At 54.0% G+C, this 16992-nt stretch carries 14 protein-coding genes, 1 tRNA gene and 1 pseudogene; 2 read left to right on the top strand and 14 right to left on the bottom strand.

What is annotated here, in order from left to right:
• Positions 1-127: 127 nt before the first annotated feature.
• Positions 128-1534, bottom strand: coding sequence for a rhamnulokinase (gene rhaB, locus NFS35_RS11835; RefSeq protein WP_251207339.1), 1407 nt, complete (start codon positions 1532-1534; stop codon positions 128-130).
• Positions 1535-1859: 325 nt separating this feature from the next.
• On the opposite strand from rhaB, the gene NFS35_RS11830 reads away from it, so the two are divergent.
• Positions 1860-2861, top strand: a complete 1002-nt coding sequence (locus NFS35_RS11830; protein ID WP_251207338.1) for a uroporphyrinogen decarboxylase family protein — start codon at positions 1860-1862, stop codon at positions 2859-2861.
• A gap of 52 nt (positions 2862-2913) precedes the next feature.
• On the opposite strand, the gene metA is transcribed toward NFS35_RS11830, so the two are convergent.
• The 5 genes from metA to NFS35_RS11805 all read right to left on the bottom strand — a co-directional run bounded on the left by metA (position 2914) and on the right by NFS35_RS11805 (position 9207).
• Complete coding sequence (metA, locus tag NFS35_RS11825) at positions 2914-3846, bottom strand: homoserine O-acetyltransferase MetA (RefSeq protein WP_251207337.1); 933 nt, start codon at positions 3844-3846, stop codon at positions 2914-2916.
• Positions 3847-3885: 39 nt separating this feature from the next.
• On the bottom strand, positions 3886-6048 hold the full coding sequence (locus NFS35_RS11820) for an NAD-dependent DNA ligase LigA (protein WP_251207336.1): 2163 nt from the start codon (positions 6046-6048) through the stop codon (positions 3886-3888).
• A gap of 137 nt (positions 6049-6185) precedes the next feature.
• The gene (locus NFS35_RS11815) at positions 6186-6890 is read right to left on the bottom strand and encodes a pseudouridine synthase (protein ID WP_251207335.1); all 705 of its coding nucleotides are present in this window, start codon (positions 6888-6890) and stop codon (positions 6186-6188) included.
• Between the two features lie 182 nt (positions 6891-7072).
• Entirely contained in the window at positions 7073-7831 is a 759-nt protein-coding gene (locus tag NFS35_RS11810; RefSeq protein WP_251207334.1) for a ribonuclease H1 domain-containing protein, read from the bottom strand.
• Positions 7804-9207, bottom strand: a complete 1404-nt coding sequence (locus NFS35_RS11805) for a Na+/H+ antiporter NhaC family protein (RefSeq protein WP_251207333.1) — start codon at positions 9205-9207, stop codon at positions 7804-7806. The genes NFS35_RS11810 and NFS35_RS11805 overlap by 28 nt, the downstream gene beginning before the upstream one ends.
• Before the next feature lie 151 nt (positions 9208-9358).
• Here NFS35_RS11805 and NFS35_RS11800 point away from each other — a divergent pair, with 151 nt between their 5' ends.
• Positions 9359-10714 carry a methyl-accepting chemotaxis protein gene (locus NFS35_RS11800; RefSeq protein ID WP_251207332.1) on the top strand — a complete coding sequence of 452 codons (1356 nt, stop codon included), beginning with the start codon at positions 9359-9361 and terminating at the stop codon, positions 10712-10714.
• Between the two features lie 92 nt (positions 10715-10806).
• Here NFS35_RS11800 and gdhA read toward each other — a convergent pair whose 3' ends face one another.
• From gdhA to NFS35_RS29670, 8 genes and pseudogenes are all read right to left on the bottom strand, one after another.
• Positions 10807-12150: an NADP-specific glutamate dehydrogenase gene (gene gdhA, locus NFS35_RS11795; protein ID WP_251207331.1), complete on the bottom strand. Its 1344-nt coding sequence runs from the start codon at positions 12148-12150 to the stop codon at positions 10807-10809.
• 194 nt (positions 12151-12344) lie between these two features.
• Positions 12345-12776 carry a hypothetical protein gene (locus NFS35_RS11790; protein ID WP_251207330.1) on the bottom strand — a complete coding sequence of 144 codons (432 nt, stop codon included), beginning with the start codon at positions 12774-12776 and terminating at the stop codon, positions 12345-12347.
• A gap of 92 nt (positions 12777-12868) precedes the next feature.
• Positions 12869-14110 (bottom strand): SH3 domain-containing protein, encoded by a 1242-nt coding sequence (locus tag NFS35_RS11785; protein ID WP_251207329.1) that lies wholly within the window; start codon positions 14108-14110, stop codon positions 12869-12871.
• 123 nt (positions 14111-14233) lie between these two features.
• Positions 14234-14305 (bottom strand) — tRNA-Arg (locus tag NFS35_RS11780).
• An 81-nt stretch (positions 14306-14386) separates the two neighbouring features.
• Positions 14387-15298 (bottom strand): DUF5688 family protein, encoded by a 912-nt coding sequence (locus NFS35_RS11775; RefSeq protein ID WP_251207328.1) that lies wholly within the window; start codon positions 15296-15298, stop codon positions 14387-14389.
• A 99-nt stretch (positions 15299-15397) separates the two neighbouring features.
• Positions 15398-15955, bottom strand: coding sequence for an elongation factor P (gene efp / locus NFS35_RS11770; protein WP_251207327.1), 558 nt, complete (start codon positions 15953-15955; stop codon positions 15398-15400).
• A 99-nt stretch (positions 15956-16054) separates the two neighbouring features.
• The gene (gene aroQ / locus NFS35_RS29675; protein ID WP_251207433.1) at positions 16055-16489 is read right to left on the bottom strand and encodes a type II 3-dehydroquinate dehydratase; all 435 of its coding nucleotides are present in this window, start codon (positions 16487-16489) and stop codon (positions 16055-16057) included.
• A 69-nt stretch (positions 16490-16558) separates the two neighbouring features.
• Positions 16559-16969: pseudogene (locus NFS35_RS29670) on the bottom strand (shikimate kinase); the annotation flags it as partial.
• Positions 16970-16992: the final 23 nt, after the last annotated feature.

Below are 16992 nucleotides of genomic sequence, written 5' to 3'. Positions count from 1 at the left end.
TATTGAAATCCTTTTTCATATTAAGGTTTCCGTTTTATTGGATATCGGCTTTCCGGCATTCTTTTTGCGGCAGCATTCCGAATCCGCCGCAGGCTAAGAAACCGCTCCCTGCCTGTTCCCGATTTGCCTACGGCTGGTACTGGCTGACAGGGAAAGACTCGAACACACACGCCCTGGCGGCTTTCAAGCCTGCCAGTTCTCCTGCCGACATCATCTGCGCCGCGATATTGCCGATGGCAGTGGCCTCTGTAGGACCCGCGTACACAGGAACGCCCGTAGCCTTAGCTGTCAGACGATTCAGATAGTCTGCATTGGAACCGCCGCCCACGATATGGATACAGTCATATTTCTTCCCGGTGATGCCCTCCAGCTGCCGTATGGTCTTCGCATAGCACTGGGCCAGACTGTTGTAAATGACGGACGCCACTTCGGCCAGTCCCTCCGGCACCTGCTGCCCGGACTCCCTGCAGGCCTCCCGCACTTCCTCGGTCATATTGGCCGGAGCCAGGAAACGGTCGTCATTGCAGTCCACGATGGAGGAGATGGTGCATTCGGACGCCATGTCGCAGATTTCACCGAAGCCAAGCTCTCCGCCGATTTCCTTTTTCACGGACTGGATCATCCACAGCCCCATGATATTCTTCAGGAAACGGAAACGATAGTCGTACCCGCCCTCATTGGTCAGATTGCTGGCCTTGCTCTCAGGGGAGCAGTTGGCCTCCATCAACTCCGTCCCCATCAGGGACCATGTGCCGGAACTGATGTACAGTGCGTCATCGCTGGCCGTGGGAACCGCGATGACAGCGGAACCGGTGTCATGGGTGGCAGGCTCCACTACCTTGCAATTGTATCCCACCTCTTCCTGCACCTCGGGAGTCAGCTCTCCAAGCACGGTGCCGGGCGTGACCATTTTCTGGAAAATCTTCTCAGGATAGCCGAGTTTCCTGATGAGCTCCATATCCCAGTCCCTGGTCTCGGGGCTCACCAGCTGTCCTGTGGTAGCCTCCGTATATTCCGCAGCCGCCACACCGGAAAGCATGTAATGGAAATAATCCGGCATCAGCAGCATGGTCTCCGCCTCCGCCAGCTGCTCCGGCTTCTTCACTTTCAGGGCCATCAGCTGATAAATCGTGTTGAAGATTGCTTTCTGGATTCCGGTGCGTGCATATAGCGCATCCTCGGAAATAATCTTATATACTTCCTCATCCATCCCTTTGGTGCGCCCGTCGCGGTAGGCCACCGCATTGCCGATGCGCCTGCCCGCCTTATCCAGCAGCACGAAGTCCACGCCCCAGGTATCCACGCCCACGCTGACGGGAATCTTGCCTGATTCCCCGCACTTCTTCATACCCAGCTTAATCTGGGCAAACAGCTCGTCCACATCCCAGACGTTCTCGCCGTCTTTCTCCACCATGCCGTTGGGGAAACGGTGCACTTCTTCCAGTGCCATCCGGCCATCCTCAAGATGCGCCAGGATATGGCGCCCGCTGGACGCGCCGATATCAATCGCAAGATAATATTTGAACGAATCCATTGCCATCCCTCTCCTTTCATTCCTCTTGTAATAAAGCGATTGTATCATATTTCCCGGAACAAAAAAAGGATTTTTTTCATTTTCTCCAAAAAGAAAGCCTGCCCGGACTTTTTTCATGTGAAATATGCATAAAAAAATGTGAATCCCACATCTTTTTTTGCCCGATGTATCGGTTTGCAGTCTGGAAATATACTGTCTTTTGCAAACTATATGGTATTGTTTTCCGGAGAATTTTTTTAAAAAATAACCTCGCCACATTTACGCCGGGCACAGATTCATGATAACATGATATCAATTCCAGAAAAAAGCAAAGGAGATTGATGATATGAAAAATCGTGAACGCGTCCAGGCCGTGCTCCGCTTTGAAAAACCTGACGACCGGCTGCCGATGATAGAATGGGCCTCCTGGTGGGACAAGACCATCGATGCATGGCACAGTCAGGGGCTTTCCACGGAAATTCCCTGGAATGAGCTGGCCCCATCTCTCGGATTGGACCAGCATGTACAGTTCTGGCTCCCCCACAAGGCCGGGGACTGCCCGCAGCCCGCATTCAACGGCGGGCCTATCATGGAGGATGAACAGGATTACGAAAATCTACTGCCCTACCTTTATCCCGAACACGCGATTGCCGGCCCGCTGCAGGCTATGAGCAGGTTAAAAGCAGGCCACGATGCCGGAGAATTCCCCATCTGGCTCTCCCTGGACGGCGGTTTTTGGTTCCCGCGCACGCTTTTCGGAATCGAGAATCATTTGTATTCTTTCTATGATTATCCTGAGCTGTACCACCGTATCCTGGATGACCTGGCGGATTATCAGATAAAGATGCTTGACCGGGTTTACGAACTGCTCACCCCGGATTTCATGACTTTTGCCGAAGATATGAGCTATAACAACGGCCCGATGATCTCGGAGGAATGCTTTGACGAATTCCTTGCCCCCTACTACCGCAAGGTCATCCCCGTCATACAGGCACACGGCACCAAGGTCATCGTGGACACGGACGGCGATGTCAGCAAGATGATTCCCTGGATGAAACGGGTAGGAATCGAGGGCGTGCTTCCCCTGGAGCGCCAGGCCGGCGTGGACGTGGCCGCATTGAGAGAGGCTTATCCCGATTTCATCTTCATAGGGGCTTTCGACAAGATGACCATGCGGCAGAGCACTGAAGCCATGCGCGGGGAATTTGAGCGTCTGCTGCCGGTGATGAAGAGCGGCGGCTTCATCCCCAGCGTAGACCATCAGACACCTCCCGACTGCCCGCTGGATCGTTATCGCAGATATGTGGAACTGCTGGAAGAATACGGGACAAGGGCTGTGAAAGAATAGACCGTGAAAAATAGAGCATCCGCAGATATGGGGATGCTCCTTTTTGCAGTTTCTATTGGCGGCTGACTTCTCCGCTTTTCCCCAGCTCATAGGGAGTCACCTGGTACACATAATAGTTGAGCCAGTTGCTGTAGAGGTTGTTGCTGTGGGAGCGCCACTGGAGGAGCGGCCTCTCTTTCGGGTCATCTCCGGGGTAATAATTGTAAGGCACCTGAATGGGCAGTCCCTTGTTCAGATCCCGGTGGTATTCATTATTCAGGGAATACCTGTCATACTCAGGATGCCCGGTGACGAATATCTTCTTCCCCTCCTCGGCCATGGCCAGATACACCCCGGCCACAGGCGACTCCGCCAGCACCATCAGTTCTTTGCAGGCATGAATCAATTCGGCGGGCGTCTCCGTATGGCGGCTCTGGGGCGCCAGGAAAATATCGTCAAAGCCCCTCACCAGGGGAATCTTCCGGTTCTCCACCTTATGCTCGTATATGCCGAACAGCTTCCTGGAAAGGAGCTTCTTGTTGATGCCGTAATAATGGTAGAGTCCGGCCTGGGCCGCCCAGCAGATGTGCAGCGTGGAGGTGACATGGGTCTGTGCCCAGTCCAGGATTTCACAGATTTCGTCCCAGTAGTCCACCTCCTCGAAAGGAATGTCCTCCACAGGAGCCCCTGTCACGATCATGCCGTCAAACTGCCTGTCCCGCACCTCGTCCAGCGTCGTGTAGAACTTGTTCAGATGGCTGGCCGGCGTATTCAGGGACACATGGCTCTTTACGTTTATGAAAGTCACGTCCACCTGCAGGGGCGTGTTGGACAGCGCCCGCAGCAGCTGCAGTTCCGTGTCCTGCTTGATGGGCATGTTGTTCAGAATCAGTACTTCCAGAGGACGGATGTCCTGATGGATGGCGCGCAGGTCATCCATGACGAATATATTCTCGTTAATCAGTATTTCTTTTGCCGGCAAATCGTTTTGCACCTTGATTGGCATCTTACTTTCCTCCCTTTCAGTTCCGCAGAATTTCTATCATCAAATTTCTATCCCATATTGTCTCATGAAATCTTCCTCTGACAGGACGGGGATTCCAAGTTCCCTGGCTTTCTTGTTCTTCGATGAGGAAGAGGTCACATCATTATTGATCAGGCAGGCGGTCTTGCCGGTGACGCTCCCAGTCACCTTGCCGCCTTTCTGCTCAATAGCCTCTTTCATATCGGCCCGGCTGGCAAATTTCTCCAGGGAACCGGTGATGACGAAGCTTAAGCCCGAAAGTGTCTGGCTCCCCTCCTCCACCTTTGGAGTCTCAATCTCCAGCTCTTTGGTCAGATTCGCTATTTTCCGAAGATTGTCGGCATCCTGCATATATTTCACAAAGGCTGTCGCTATGACTTCGCCCACGCCGTCTATGGCGCTCAAAGTCTCCACATCCGCCTCCTGCATCCGTTTTAAATCATGGTCAAAAAAGCGGCAGAGCATCTTGGCATTGGCCGCGCCGATGTTGGCAATGCCGAGGCCGTACACGACTCTGGGCAAAGTGGTATGCCTCGCCCGGTCTATGCTTTCCATAAGATTCCGATAGGATTTCTCGCCGAAGCCCTCCATCTCCACAATCTGCTCCTGGTACCTGTCCATATGGAAGAGATCCGCGAACTCATGGATGAATCCCATATCGATGAATTTCTCCAGCGTGGCCTCCGACAGGCCGTCGATGTTCATGGCATCGCGGCTGACGAAGAGGGTGAATGCCTTGATCTGCTTGGCGGCACATTTCTCGTTGGTGCAGTAGAGTGACTGGACGTCATTTACCTGACGGATTTCCGTCTCTCCGCCGCATACCGGACATTTTTTCGGGATTTCTACCAGTTTCCATTCCGGCCGGGACAGCGCCGCTTCTCCGGAATCGCTTTCTTCCGGGCGTTCGTCCGCAGCGGCCTCTCCGTCCTCTTCCAAAGGCTCCTCCATACCAATCGCCTCCCCGGAGACACCGGCTTCCATGCGCAGCCTTTCCAGTTCCTCCCCGGCCGTCAGGTTCTCCGCAATCTGCGGAATGATCATGTTCGCCTTATATACCGTAATGCGGTCCCCGATTCCCAGCTGGAGCCCCCGCAGGATGCTGATGTTGTGGACAGAGGCCCGGCTCACTGTGGTGCCCTCCAGCTCCACCGGCTCGAAAATCGCCACCGGATTGATCAGCCCTGTCCGGCTGGCGCTCCATTCAATTTCCCGCAGCGTGGTCTCCCGCAGCTCATCCGCCCATTTGAAAGCGATGGAATGCCTGGGGAACTTTGCCGTCCGGCCCAGCGACTGCCCGTATGCGATATTGTCGTATGTCAGCACCAACCCGTCTGAAGGGATGTCGTAGTCTTCTATCTTTTTCTCGAAAAGGTCCACGGTGTCCAGGATATTTTCCTCCGTCACCAGATAATGCTCCACCACCTCAAAGCCCTGCTCTTTCAGGAAACGGAACTGCTCCGCCACGGAATTGCGGAAATCCGCCGTTTCCATGCCAGCCCCTGGCCCATCGGATTTTATGGTTTCCCCCGCTGCGTCCACCAGCGTGAACGCAAAGAATCTGACGTTCCTCTGCGCCGTAATCTCACTGTTCAGCTGGCGCACGGAACCGCTGCAGAGGTTCCTGGGATTCTTGTACTTCGCCTCTGCATCTTCTATCCCCGCATTGATTTTCTCGAAATCCGAATAACTGATTACCGCCTCCCCCCGCAGAATCAGCTCTCCTTCGAAAGGAATCTTAAGGGGCAGATTCACAAAAGTCCGCGCGTTGTTGGTGATGACCTCGCCTGTCTCCCCGTTCCCTCTGGTGACTGCCTTTTCCAGCTTCCCGCCGCGGTATGTCAGCACTATCGTCAGACCGTCCAGCTTCCAACTCAAAACCGACTCATGTCCCTCCAGCCAGTCCCGGAGCGCCTCTCTGCTCTTGGTCTTATCCAGAGAAAGCATCGGGCTTTCGTGCCTCTCTTTCGGCAGCTCTTCCACGGCCTCATAGCCCACGTTCACCGTAGGGCTGTTCGCCAGCACCATGCCTGTCTCCCGCTCCAGAGACGCAAGCTCATCATAAAGGGCATCGTAGTCCCGGTTGCTCATGATTTCTCTGTCTTCCGCATAGTAAGCTCTGGAGGCCTCGTTCAGAGTCGCCACCAGATATTTGATCCGTTCCACTTTTTCAGACTGCGCCATTTGCTCCCAACCATCCTTATTTCATCATCTTTACTCTTCTAATTCTATTATCCCGCTCACATCAGACCGTTTACGGCGCTTCCCGCCAGCAGAAAAGCGCCAATCCTCCGTCGGCGGCCATGCCCGCTTATCGCCCGTCACCGCAAACCGCAGTCCCGGTACAGCCTCTCTATATCCCCGGAGCCAAGCTCCCTGTACTCTCCCGGCCTCAAATCCCCCAGCGTCACATGCATGACCCGTACCCGCTTCAGGCTCCTCACCCGATAGCCGCAGGCAGCGCACATGCGCTTGATCTGCCGGTTCACTCCCTGCGTCAGCACCATGCGGAACACGAACTTATTCTCCTGCTCCACCCGGCACTCCCTGGTGGTGATATCCAGCTCCTCCAGATAGACCCCTTTCGACATTTTCCCCAAAAATTCCGGCGTAATCTCATGATTGACCCTAACCAGGTATTCTTTCTCATGACGGTTCGCGCCTTTCATCATGGCCTGAATCAAATCTCCGTCATTGGACAGCAGCAGGAGCCCCTCCGAGTCCTTATCCAATCGCCCCGCGTAAGTGACCCGGATCGGATAATCCACCACATCGGACACAATTCGCTCCGCGTGTGAATCCCTTTCCGTACAGGTCACCCCGAAAGGCTTGTAGAAAGCCAGCACCACCGTCTCCCGCACGCCCTGCACCCGCCTGCCGGACACGAGAATCTCGTCCTCTCCGCTCACAAGCTGTCCCGCCTGCCCGGACTGGCCGTTCACCAGCACGCCTCCTCGCTCTATGAGTTTGTCCGCGTCCCGTCTGGAACAGACGCCGCAGCGGGCCAGATATTTGTTCAACCTCATTTGTTCCATATTCTTACCTTATTCTCAACTTTCCAAAACGACGTCCTGAGCGGATACCCGCTGACAGACTTACACGGCAAACCCGAACGCCGCCGTAAACCAAAATCCTTTCCCACACGCAGACCGCCCGGTGAAACCCGGAAAAGTCCGCCGATACGGAACACTGCGCAATAGCCGCTGTATCAAACCAGACTGCGCACCTTAGGGATTCCCCCTCCTTCCCGCAGCCCTGTCTTCGCCATCTTATCCGCCAGTTCATTATAATACACATTCGTGTGGGCCGCCACCTTTCGGAATGAAATCGTGATATTTTTCTTCCATTCCCGCATGGCCGCGGCGTATTTCGCCGTCAGCTCCGTCTTGGAGCGCCATGCGCCGGTGACCCACTTCTCAATGCCCTCGTAGTCATAGCACAGCTCCACTTTGGAAAAACCGCTCATCATGGCAGTCTTCACTGCATACATGGCCCCCAGCATCTCGCCTGTCACATTCCTGTGCCGCAGGGACTGGGCATTGTCCCCATTACCATATTCCGTATATATTCTGCCGTCAGGCAGTATAAAGGCGCAGCCAAAGGCATATTTTTTCAGAGAATTGTCATAGCTGCCGTCCACGTAGGCCAGAAGCGTCCCGGCGGCGGGGATTTCGTCTCCGTCCCTGACGAATCCCTGCTCCCCTCTGCCGGCGTCCGCCGTTCCCGGCCCGGAAGCCCGCTCCGCTGCATTCCCTGTATCCTCCCTGTCTTCCGTTTCTCCGGCCTCTATTTTTTCAGGCGCCGTACGCTGCCCGCCGCCCAGATACGCCTCAGCCTCCTCCAGCCCCGCAAACCCCTTGTACTCCGCGCCGGAGCATCCCTCCACGGAAGCCCTGCACTCTTCCCATGTTTGAAAGATACCTGTGGTCTTTCCCTTTTTTACCGCATAGTATTTCTTTGCCGCCATCTGTCCGCCCCCGTCTGTCGCTTTCTGCCGTATCCTGTGATAATCGCCGCTGCCAGAATCACCAGCATGCAGATAGAATAATAGTTCACAAAAGGCACGGATGCCGGAGCCACGGAGAAGCCCTCTCCGAAAGCGGCCGTCTGCTGGGCCGGAATCACGCAGTGCACCGTCCACGGCGCCAGGAAGCAGAACACACAGCCTGTACAATCCAGCAGGTTCGCCCGGCGGTACCTGTCCACCCCGGCCTTTTCCCCGATATCATTCACCAAATCGCCCAGCGCCACGATGGCCACGGAAATCACCCCTGTCACCATGCTCAGGATTCCTGTGGACAGGACAATCGTGGCTTCCGCGCTGCGCTCACTTTTCGCGAAGCGGGACAGCAGCGCCCCCACATCCTCGAACAGACCGCTGCGCTCCAGCACCCCCAACAGGGAAAACACCGCAATCAGCATGGCCACCGTCCCCGCCGTTCCCGTGACGGAAGAGATAATCAGCCCGTCTACGGAAAAACCCCCGGGGAATGACACAATATCGCTCACCTTATAGATGCCAGAAATCAGCCCTGCCGCAATCCCCGCAAGGATTCCGTAAGACAGTGCCGTAATCAGATGTCTCCTCATCAGACATGCCGCGATAATGACCACCGGCACGATGAGCATCACAAGGCTCACAGGCTTCGCCACTGCTTCGGCCCCACCCAGCGCCTCCCCTGCCTCCGTATCCCTGGCGAATATCAGAAACAGAATCAGCGCGCCCGCTGCCGCCGGCAGACTGTAGCGCATCCTGGTCCTGACTACCGTCCCCAAATCCGCCCGCTGGGTGGTAGAAGACGCAATCGTCGTATCCGAAATCGGTCCCAGATTATCGCCGAACGCCGCTCCGGACACAATGGCTCCGATCATGAATTCCGGCGCCGCCCCGGCCATCACGCCCACCGGGAACAGAATGGGAATCACCACAAAATAAGTCCCCACCGAGGTGCCCGTGGCAAAGGCCAGCAGGCAGGTGATAAGGAAAGTGGCCGCCACGAAAAATCTGCCCGTAAGACCGGCCGCCACCACATAGGCCGCAATGGTCTGTACCGCGCCGCTGGAGGAAATCAGCTTGCCGGAGATTGCCGCCAGCATCACCGACAGCACGATGACCGCGAACATGGGCTTGCCCAGCCCGTACACCAGCGCCTCCCCATAGGCTTTCTCGTCTTTAGCAAACAGGACGCCTGCCACCAGCGCCGCGAAGAAAGCCAGCACATATCCGTTCACATTGGACTGGCTGAAAGCCGCCCAGGCGATCATAGCCGCCGCTGTCAGAAGCGGAACCGCCTTTCCGAAGCCGCCCAGATGAAATTCCAATCGTTTTGGTCTGTTCTCCATAATCCTGCCCCCCTTATGTTCTATGTTTACCATTTTAACCACCCTGCCCGCAGCTGTCAAATAATTCTTTTCACGAAAAATAGTTTGCAAAAAGCATAAACTACTGTATAATAAAAGGAGGTGATTGATTCTAAAGAAAGAAGGTAACGCCATGGCAATTGGAAATAAGAAAAAAGTCCTCATGCAGGCTGTCTCACAACTGAAAGCCGCCGATTATTCCGCCGAACCGGAATTGAGCGGAATCTACCAGAGACTGTCCACCGGACGCAAGCAGTTCGCGGAGCTGTTCGAAAAGAATATCAATGCAGTGATGCAGATTAGCTCCCTTGACCTTACGATGCAGCACCAGACAGAGAAGATAATCGACATCTCCCAGAAAGTGACAAGCGCCACAGAGACAATTTTTGGCACATCAATGGGCCAGGCCAGCAACCAGCATGAGGAACTGGCCAATACGATTGTCAGCGTATCCGGCGAGACGGACGATGTATATCAGAAAATCGAGACCGGCCAGCAGGAGCTGACTGCGATCAAGAATCTCTCCGAGCAGACCATCGAAGCATCCCGGGAGATGCAGAAGAATATGGATGAGCTATTCAATATCACCAACCATATCAGCAGCATCATCTCCGGCATCGGCAACATCTCCATGCAGACCAACCTGCTGGCGCTCAACGCCTCCGTGGAAGCCGCCAGAGCAGGTGAAGCGGGGAAAGGCTTCGCCGTAGTGGCCAACGAGATCAGAGAGCTTTCAGAGGAGACTCAGAAGCTTACATCCGGCATGGAGGATTTTGTAAAAAGCATGAAAGATGCTTCTAAGAGAAGTGTCGAAAGCGCTAACAGCACCATTGACTCTCTGGCATCCGTGTCCGACAGAATCAGAAATGTCTGGGCCCTGAATGATGAAAACCAGGCTGCCGTCTCCAGAATCAACGATTCCGTCAGCTCTCTCGCCGCTCTCAGCCAGGAGATCAGCAGCTCCATGACAGAGATGCAGAGCCAGCTGAGGGAGAGTTCGGATTTCATGCGCACAGTGGGGGAGGATCTGCATAAAGCCACGGAGCCGGTAGTGGAAATCGAAAAGACGTTAGACGAGACTGTCCGGCAGATGGGCGGCATGACAAAGGACGCTTTCTACCACCTGAAGAACCAGGAATTCGCCCAGTATATGCGCTCGGCCATCTCCTCGCACAATACCTGGCTGGGCAACCTGAAGAAGATGGTCTTTGCCCAGAAAATCATGCCTCTGCAGCTGGATTCCTCCAAATGCGGCTTCGGCCATTTCTATTATGCCATAACCCCGGATATCCCCGATATCCTGCCCATCTGGGAAGGTTTAGGCCCGAAGCACCAGAAGTTCCACAAATACGGCGCCTCTGTCATCAATGCGCTGAACAACGGCAGATTCTCTGAAGCGGAACAGATTTACCGGGAGGCGGAAACCTATTCGAGAGACCTGATTGCCGATATGAACCGGATTCTGAGCGCCGTCGGTTCTGCCGAATAATGGATTTACACATATGTGAATGTACGAAAAAATACCGGCATCAGGCCATCTCTGGCCCTGCCGGTATTTCCATTCATTCCTTATCGCCGCGCCTACACGATACCCTGCGCCGTCATGGCATCTGCCACTTTCAGGAAGCCCGCGATATTGGCTCCTGCCACATAGTTCCCGTCCATCCCGTACTTCTTCGCCGCATCATCCAGGTTATGGAAGATATTCACCATGATGCCCTTCAGCTTGGAATCCACTTCCTCGAAAGTCCAGCTGAGGCGCTCGCTGTTCTGGCTCATTTCCAGAGCGGAGGTGGCCACGCCGCCTGCGTTCGCTGCCTTTCCGGGGCAGAACAGGACCTTGTTCTCCTGGAAATACTCTGTGGCTTCCATGGTGGCAGGCATGTTCGCGCCCTCTGCCACCGCAAAGCAGCCGTTTGCCACCAGGGTCTTCGCATCCTCCAGGTTCAGTTCATTCTGTGTAGCGCAGGGAAGAGCGATGTCGCACTTCACGGTCCACACATTGCTGCCCGGAGCGCACTCATGGTACTGGGCGCCGGGTCTTGAAGCCGCATATTCGGTGAGCCTTGCGCGCTTCACCTCCTTCACTTCTTTCAGAAGCGCCACGTCAATCCCTTCAGGATCGTAAATCCATCCGGTGGAGTCAGAGCAGGTCACAGGCTTAGCGCCCAGCTGCTGTGCTTTCTGGATAGCGTAAATCGCCACGTTTCCAGCTCCGGATACTGCCACGGTCTTGCCTGCGATGTCCTTACCGTTGCACTTGAGCATCTCCTCCGTCAGATACAGCAGGCCATAGCCGGTAGCCTCAGTCCTGGCCAGAGAGCCGCCGTAGCTTAAGCCCTTGCCCGTGAGCACGCCCTCGTAGAGGCCTGTCAGCCTCTTGTACTGGCCGTACATATAGCCGATTTCCCTTGCACCTGTGCCGATGTCGCCTGCGGGCACATCCGTGTCAGCGCCGATGTACTTGTGGAGCTCTGTCATGAAGCTCTGGCAGAAAGCCATCACTTCTCTGTCCGATTTGCCCTTGGGGTCGAAATCGCAGCCGCCCTTGCCGCCGCCGATGGGAAGGCCGGTGAGGGAATTCTTGAAGATCTGCTCAAAGCCAAGAAACTTGATGATGCCAAGGTTCACACTGGGATGCAGCCTCAGTCCGCCCTTGTAGGGCCCGATGGCCGAGTTGAACTGTACGCGGAAAGCGTTGTTCACATGCACCTGTCCCTTGTCGTCCACCCAGGGCACACGGAAGAGCAGCTGGCGCTCAGGCGTCACGATTCTCTCCAGCAGCGCATCCTTGCGGTACTTTTCCTCATTTGCCTCGATCACCACGCGAAGGGACTCCAGAACTTCCTTCACAGCCTGATGGAACTCCGGCTGGGCAGGATTCTTGGCCACTACATAGTCAAAAACCTCATCAACATATGACATTTTAATATCCTCCTCTTACTTTTATATGAAAAAAGCATAGGACTCCTCCTATGCTTTCTTATCACTATAGCCCTGTCCTTATTATAACCTGTGAATGTAAAATGCACAACACTTTAATTCACTAAATCGAAAAAGTTTTCGGGATTTTTTTAATCAATTTGCACAACTTTTCCAATTCCGCCCCTGCGCCTGCACTACAGATAATCTTTCAGGCGTTTGATATTGCTCTGCTCGAAGTCGATCAGCTGCTTCGCCAGAGCCGTAGGGCGCTCCCCCGCGTTCTCATTGTGCTTCAGCACCTTCTCCATCTCCAGTATGCCTTCGTTGCTCCCCTTGATCATCATCTCCGCGATATGCCCCGTGCTGGTGTTCAGCATGGTATTGTAGTGGATGCCCGTCTTGAGCATGGCATCGGTAAGGGCATTGCTCTGGTAGCACTCCGCCTTTCCCTCCATCAGCTGTTTTGATGCCTCATTGTAAAGTTCCGCATATTTTAAGGATTGTCTGGAAATCTGCAGCGCAAGGTCATCATCGTACACCTTTCCCGAAATCGTGTCGATTGCCTTCATCGCCATCTCTGTATTTCTCTGTATCTCCCTGTATACCGTCGCCTCCTGTGATTTCATCGCAAATGTATCTCCTTCCTGTCTGAAAAAGCCTCTTATAAAGAACTGTCCGTTCTCCATAAAAGGCTTTCCTTATTTCAGGATTTTATACATTACTGAGTGACAAATTCAGCTTTCACATAACCTGCCTTGCCGTCAAACTTTATCTTGCACCAGTCGCCTTCCGTTCCCAGAAGCTCCGCTGTGTCCCCGCCTACCAGGATTCCCAGCTGCTCGGCAGTCTCGCTCGCGGCGGCGCGCACATTGACATTGGTGTTCGCGGTCACAGTGCCGACCACTTCCTGGCCCTCGGCACTCTCCTCCATCTGCAGGAACTCTGTTTTGATATAGCCGTCTGCACCATCGTAGACAATCTTCGTCCAGCCGTTGGCGCGAACCTCCTGCACCTGGACCCTGGTGCCGCCCTCTACCTGTCCCAGCCTGTCAGCCTGTTCGCTGTCGGAACTTCTGACATTGACAGTGGTAGTCGCCAGGGCGCTCTGAGGCGTACTCTCCGCCGGAGCTGCAGCATCCGGAGTCTCTGTGCCGGCCGGTGCCTCCGTGCCCTCGGCTTGTCCATCGCCCTCTGCCGGTACCGCATTCTGTTCAGCCAGACGCACGCCCACGGCCGCATTCACCTGCGTGCCCAGCTCTCCAAGATAGGTCAGCATCTGAGGATTGGCTTCCATCAGCGCATTGTATTCCACAGTCACGCGGTTATGGAACTCTATCACATCATCCTGCCCTGACATGTCACTGATATACTGCTTCTCTTCCTCTGTGAAGTTCTTCTCGTTTTTGATATGGTAAGCGCCCTGCCCATCGTCGCGGACATAGAACATCTGCCAGCCGGGAACCTCCTCCTCATGGTTCAGGAAACTGATCCGGTAATAAGCGTAAACCAATATCGCTCCCGTCTCAGGACCGTCTTTCGTATAAACCTCCACATTCGAGATATGGTCCACGTACTTGGCCATTTCCTCGCAGCGCAGCTGTTCATTCTCCGTCAGCTCATCATACAGGGCCGTCATGGCAGCGCTGTCCCCGGAAGCCATAGTGTCATAATAAGAGGCAATCAGCGCCTGGATACCGGCATCCTCGCTGAGTATCAGCGGCGTCTCCTTGGGCGCGTCCTCCTCCGGCTGTTCATCGCTCCCCTCTCCTTCCAGGCTCACCGGCGCCACAGTCTCTTCCGCGGGCGGCGCAGACTCCTCTGGCTGCTCTGTCTTCCTGCTGTTGGCCCCCAGCGCATAGGAGACCGTACATGCCGCTACCAGAATCACGATGGCAGGGAACAGGAATTTGGAATATTTTACAATAGAATCACGAATTGACATCTTATTATCATTTGACATATCTTCACACCTTCCTTACAGACAATACAACGGCCCGCCATGCGCCGCATAACTGTGCCGTGACACAAGGAGCCGCTTGCGGCTCCTTTCTGATATGGTAAATAAAAGCCAAAGCGATGTAAATGCATCCGACAGGAATCGAACCTGCATTAAAGGCGTCGGAGGCCTTCGTTCTATCCATTAGACTACGGATGCAAATATTACAAAATTGTTACATCGCTTTGACTATAATATCACAAAATGTTTGATATGTCTACTATAAATTCAAGGAAATTCTTAGAAAATAATTTTGACCCTTTTATCGGTGGAATCGAAATAGTAAAGACTGTCAGAAAGGACTTCTTCCGGAGCGACCTGTGTACTGTTCACCTCTGCGACCATTTTCCTGAGTTCTCCCGCCGAGCCGGCACCTGTGTCCGCCAGCAGAATCACCTCATGGATGGAGCTGGGCAGGATGTAGAAATTCCGCCCCTCCTTTGCGGCAAGCGCCTCCAGCACGCCCGGATACAGCATGCAGATGGCTCCGTGGGTCCTCTTTACATTGCTCAGGACCTGCAGAGGCATCTCCTGCAGGAACTCCTCCTGCACCGTGGCCTCTTCCGGGCTGATTTCCTGTCCCGCCATCTCTCCCAGCACCTCTGTGAGAGAGCTGCACACCCAGGGGAACAGCTTCTGAGTATTGCGCTTCGCCAGACCGAACAGCTCTGCCGTACAAGTCTCCCAGAGATCCAGATGGGAGTTATGGATGAGAATCGTCCCGTCTCCCAGGGCATCTCCATGGTAGGCATAGTAAAAACAGATTGCCAAATCCAGAAATTCAATATATGGTATATCTTCCAACAGTTCTTCATTTCCTTTCCTGCCGATCAGGCGGTAACAGATTCTGTCCCGCACCTGCTCAAAGGACCGGAAAAATTCCATGTCAACGGTTCCTTTCGCCATATCTTCCCGGCAGATTTCCAACAGCCGTTGTAAGATAGACTTGAACGCAGCTCCCGCTTCATACGCCTCCAGAAAAGTATCCAGATAAATCGTCGGCGCCACATTCCTGTCCTCACCCAGAACCAGAAGTCCGTGGAGGATGACCCCGTTGTTCTTTCGTACCTCCTTGCATTCCACCCGGTAACCTGCACCGAGTTCTTTCTTCACCGCACTGCAGATTTTTTCTGCGAATTCGTTTATATTCATACTCTTCCTCTTTCTGCGCTGTCCTTACCATTTCTCATCAACATGCGCAACAGCGCCCGCGCTCTGGCAGACACTAGAAAGAGCAGCATAAACCTGAAATCAGACGCGGGACAGATACTCTCCTGTCCTGGTGTCAATCTTAATCTTGTCTCCCTGATTCACGAACAGAGGAACTGCCACCTGCGCACCTGTCTCCACGGTGGCGGGCTTAGATGCTCCTGTGGCGGTATCTCCCTTGAACCCGGGCTCGGTATCCGTAATCTCCAGCTCCACGAACAGAGGAGGCTCCACAGAGTATACGCTTCCGTTATGGGAGCAGATCTTGCACATCTCATTTTCTTTTACGAACTTCAGCGCATCGCCCACGGTCTCGCTGTTGAGGGCAATCTGCTCATAGCTCTCTGTATCCATAAAATAGTACAGGTCTCCGTCCGCATACAGATACTGCAGATCTTTCCTGTCAATACGGGCCTGGGGGAATTTCTCAGTAGGGCGGAAAGACTTCTCAATCACGCCGCTGCTCTTGATGTTCTTCAGCTTCGTCCTGACGAAAGCAGCTCCCTTTCCGGGCTTCACATGCTGGAATTCAATAATCTGATACACATTGTTATCATACTCAATGGTAATACCGTTTCGGAAATCACCTGCAGAAATCATATCATATTCCTCCTAATTTTACTCACAAATATAATCCTAGACTAGTTTAATATAAACAAGTACAAATTTCAACTGTTTTTGAAAAAAACTTGGAAAAAATTATGTTGCTTTCTGGAGGATATACTCGATGGCTTTCAGATACCCCTCCAGGCCCAGTCCGTAAATCTGTCTGTCACAGACAGGAGCGGTCACGGACACTTTCCTGAATTCCTCCCGCTTCGTGATGTCCGAGATATGGATTTCCACCTTGGGCACCGTGATGCTGGCAAGGGCGTCCCGGATGGCGTAGCTGTAATGAGTGTAGGCTCCGGGATTGATAACGATACCCTCCGTTCCGTCAAAGTAAGCCTCCTGAATCCTGTCGATGATGGCTCCCTCGTGGTTGCTCTGGTATACTTCAATGTCGTTCCCGGTGTCCTGCGCCTTTTTCTGAATCAGGTTCAGCAGGTATTGGTAATCCTGCGCGCCGTATATGCTCTTCTCCCGGATTCCCAGGAAATTGATATTGGGTCCGTTGATCACTAAAAGCTTCATTCGGTTCATCTCCTTTTCTATCTCTCCTATGATATCCTCCATCTCCATGTCGTCGACGTCCAGGATGACATCGGCGCAGGACTCGTAGGCTTCTTTCCGGCTCTCCATCAGCTCCCGTATCCGCTTCAGGGGATCCCCGCACTGCAAAAGCGGCCTTGTGGTATCTTCTTTCAGCCTTTCGTACACTGTCTCAGGCTTTATCCGCAGCAGTACCACTTTCCCCAGCTGCCTTAAAAGCTTCCTGTTCTCCGGCCGGACCGGGGTGCCGCCTCCCACGGAATAGATAGCGGTGTAGCTCCTTTCCGCCAGCTCCGCCAGCAGCGCGGTCTCCAGCTGCCGGAAATGAGCCTCTCCCTCTTTCGCGAATATCTCGCTGATGCTGCGCCCCTCTCTGCGCTCTATCAGCTTGTCCGTATCCTCCACGGGCCTGCGCAGCCTGTAGGAGAGCCTCAGACCTACAGAGGTCTTGCCGCTCCCCATGAAGCCGGTCAAAATCACATTTT

It is taken from the genome of Acetatifactor aquisgranensis, from assembly GCF_943193215.1.
Classification (GTDB): Bacteria; Bacillota; Clostridia; order Lachnospirales; family Lachnospiraceae; genus Acetatifactor; species Acetatifactor aquisgranensis.
The sequence above is the reverse complement of the archived record's forward strand: the minus strand, read 5'-3'. Positions and strand labels throughout refer to the sequence as shown.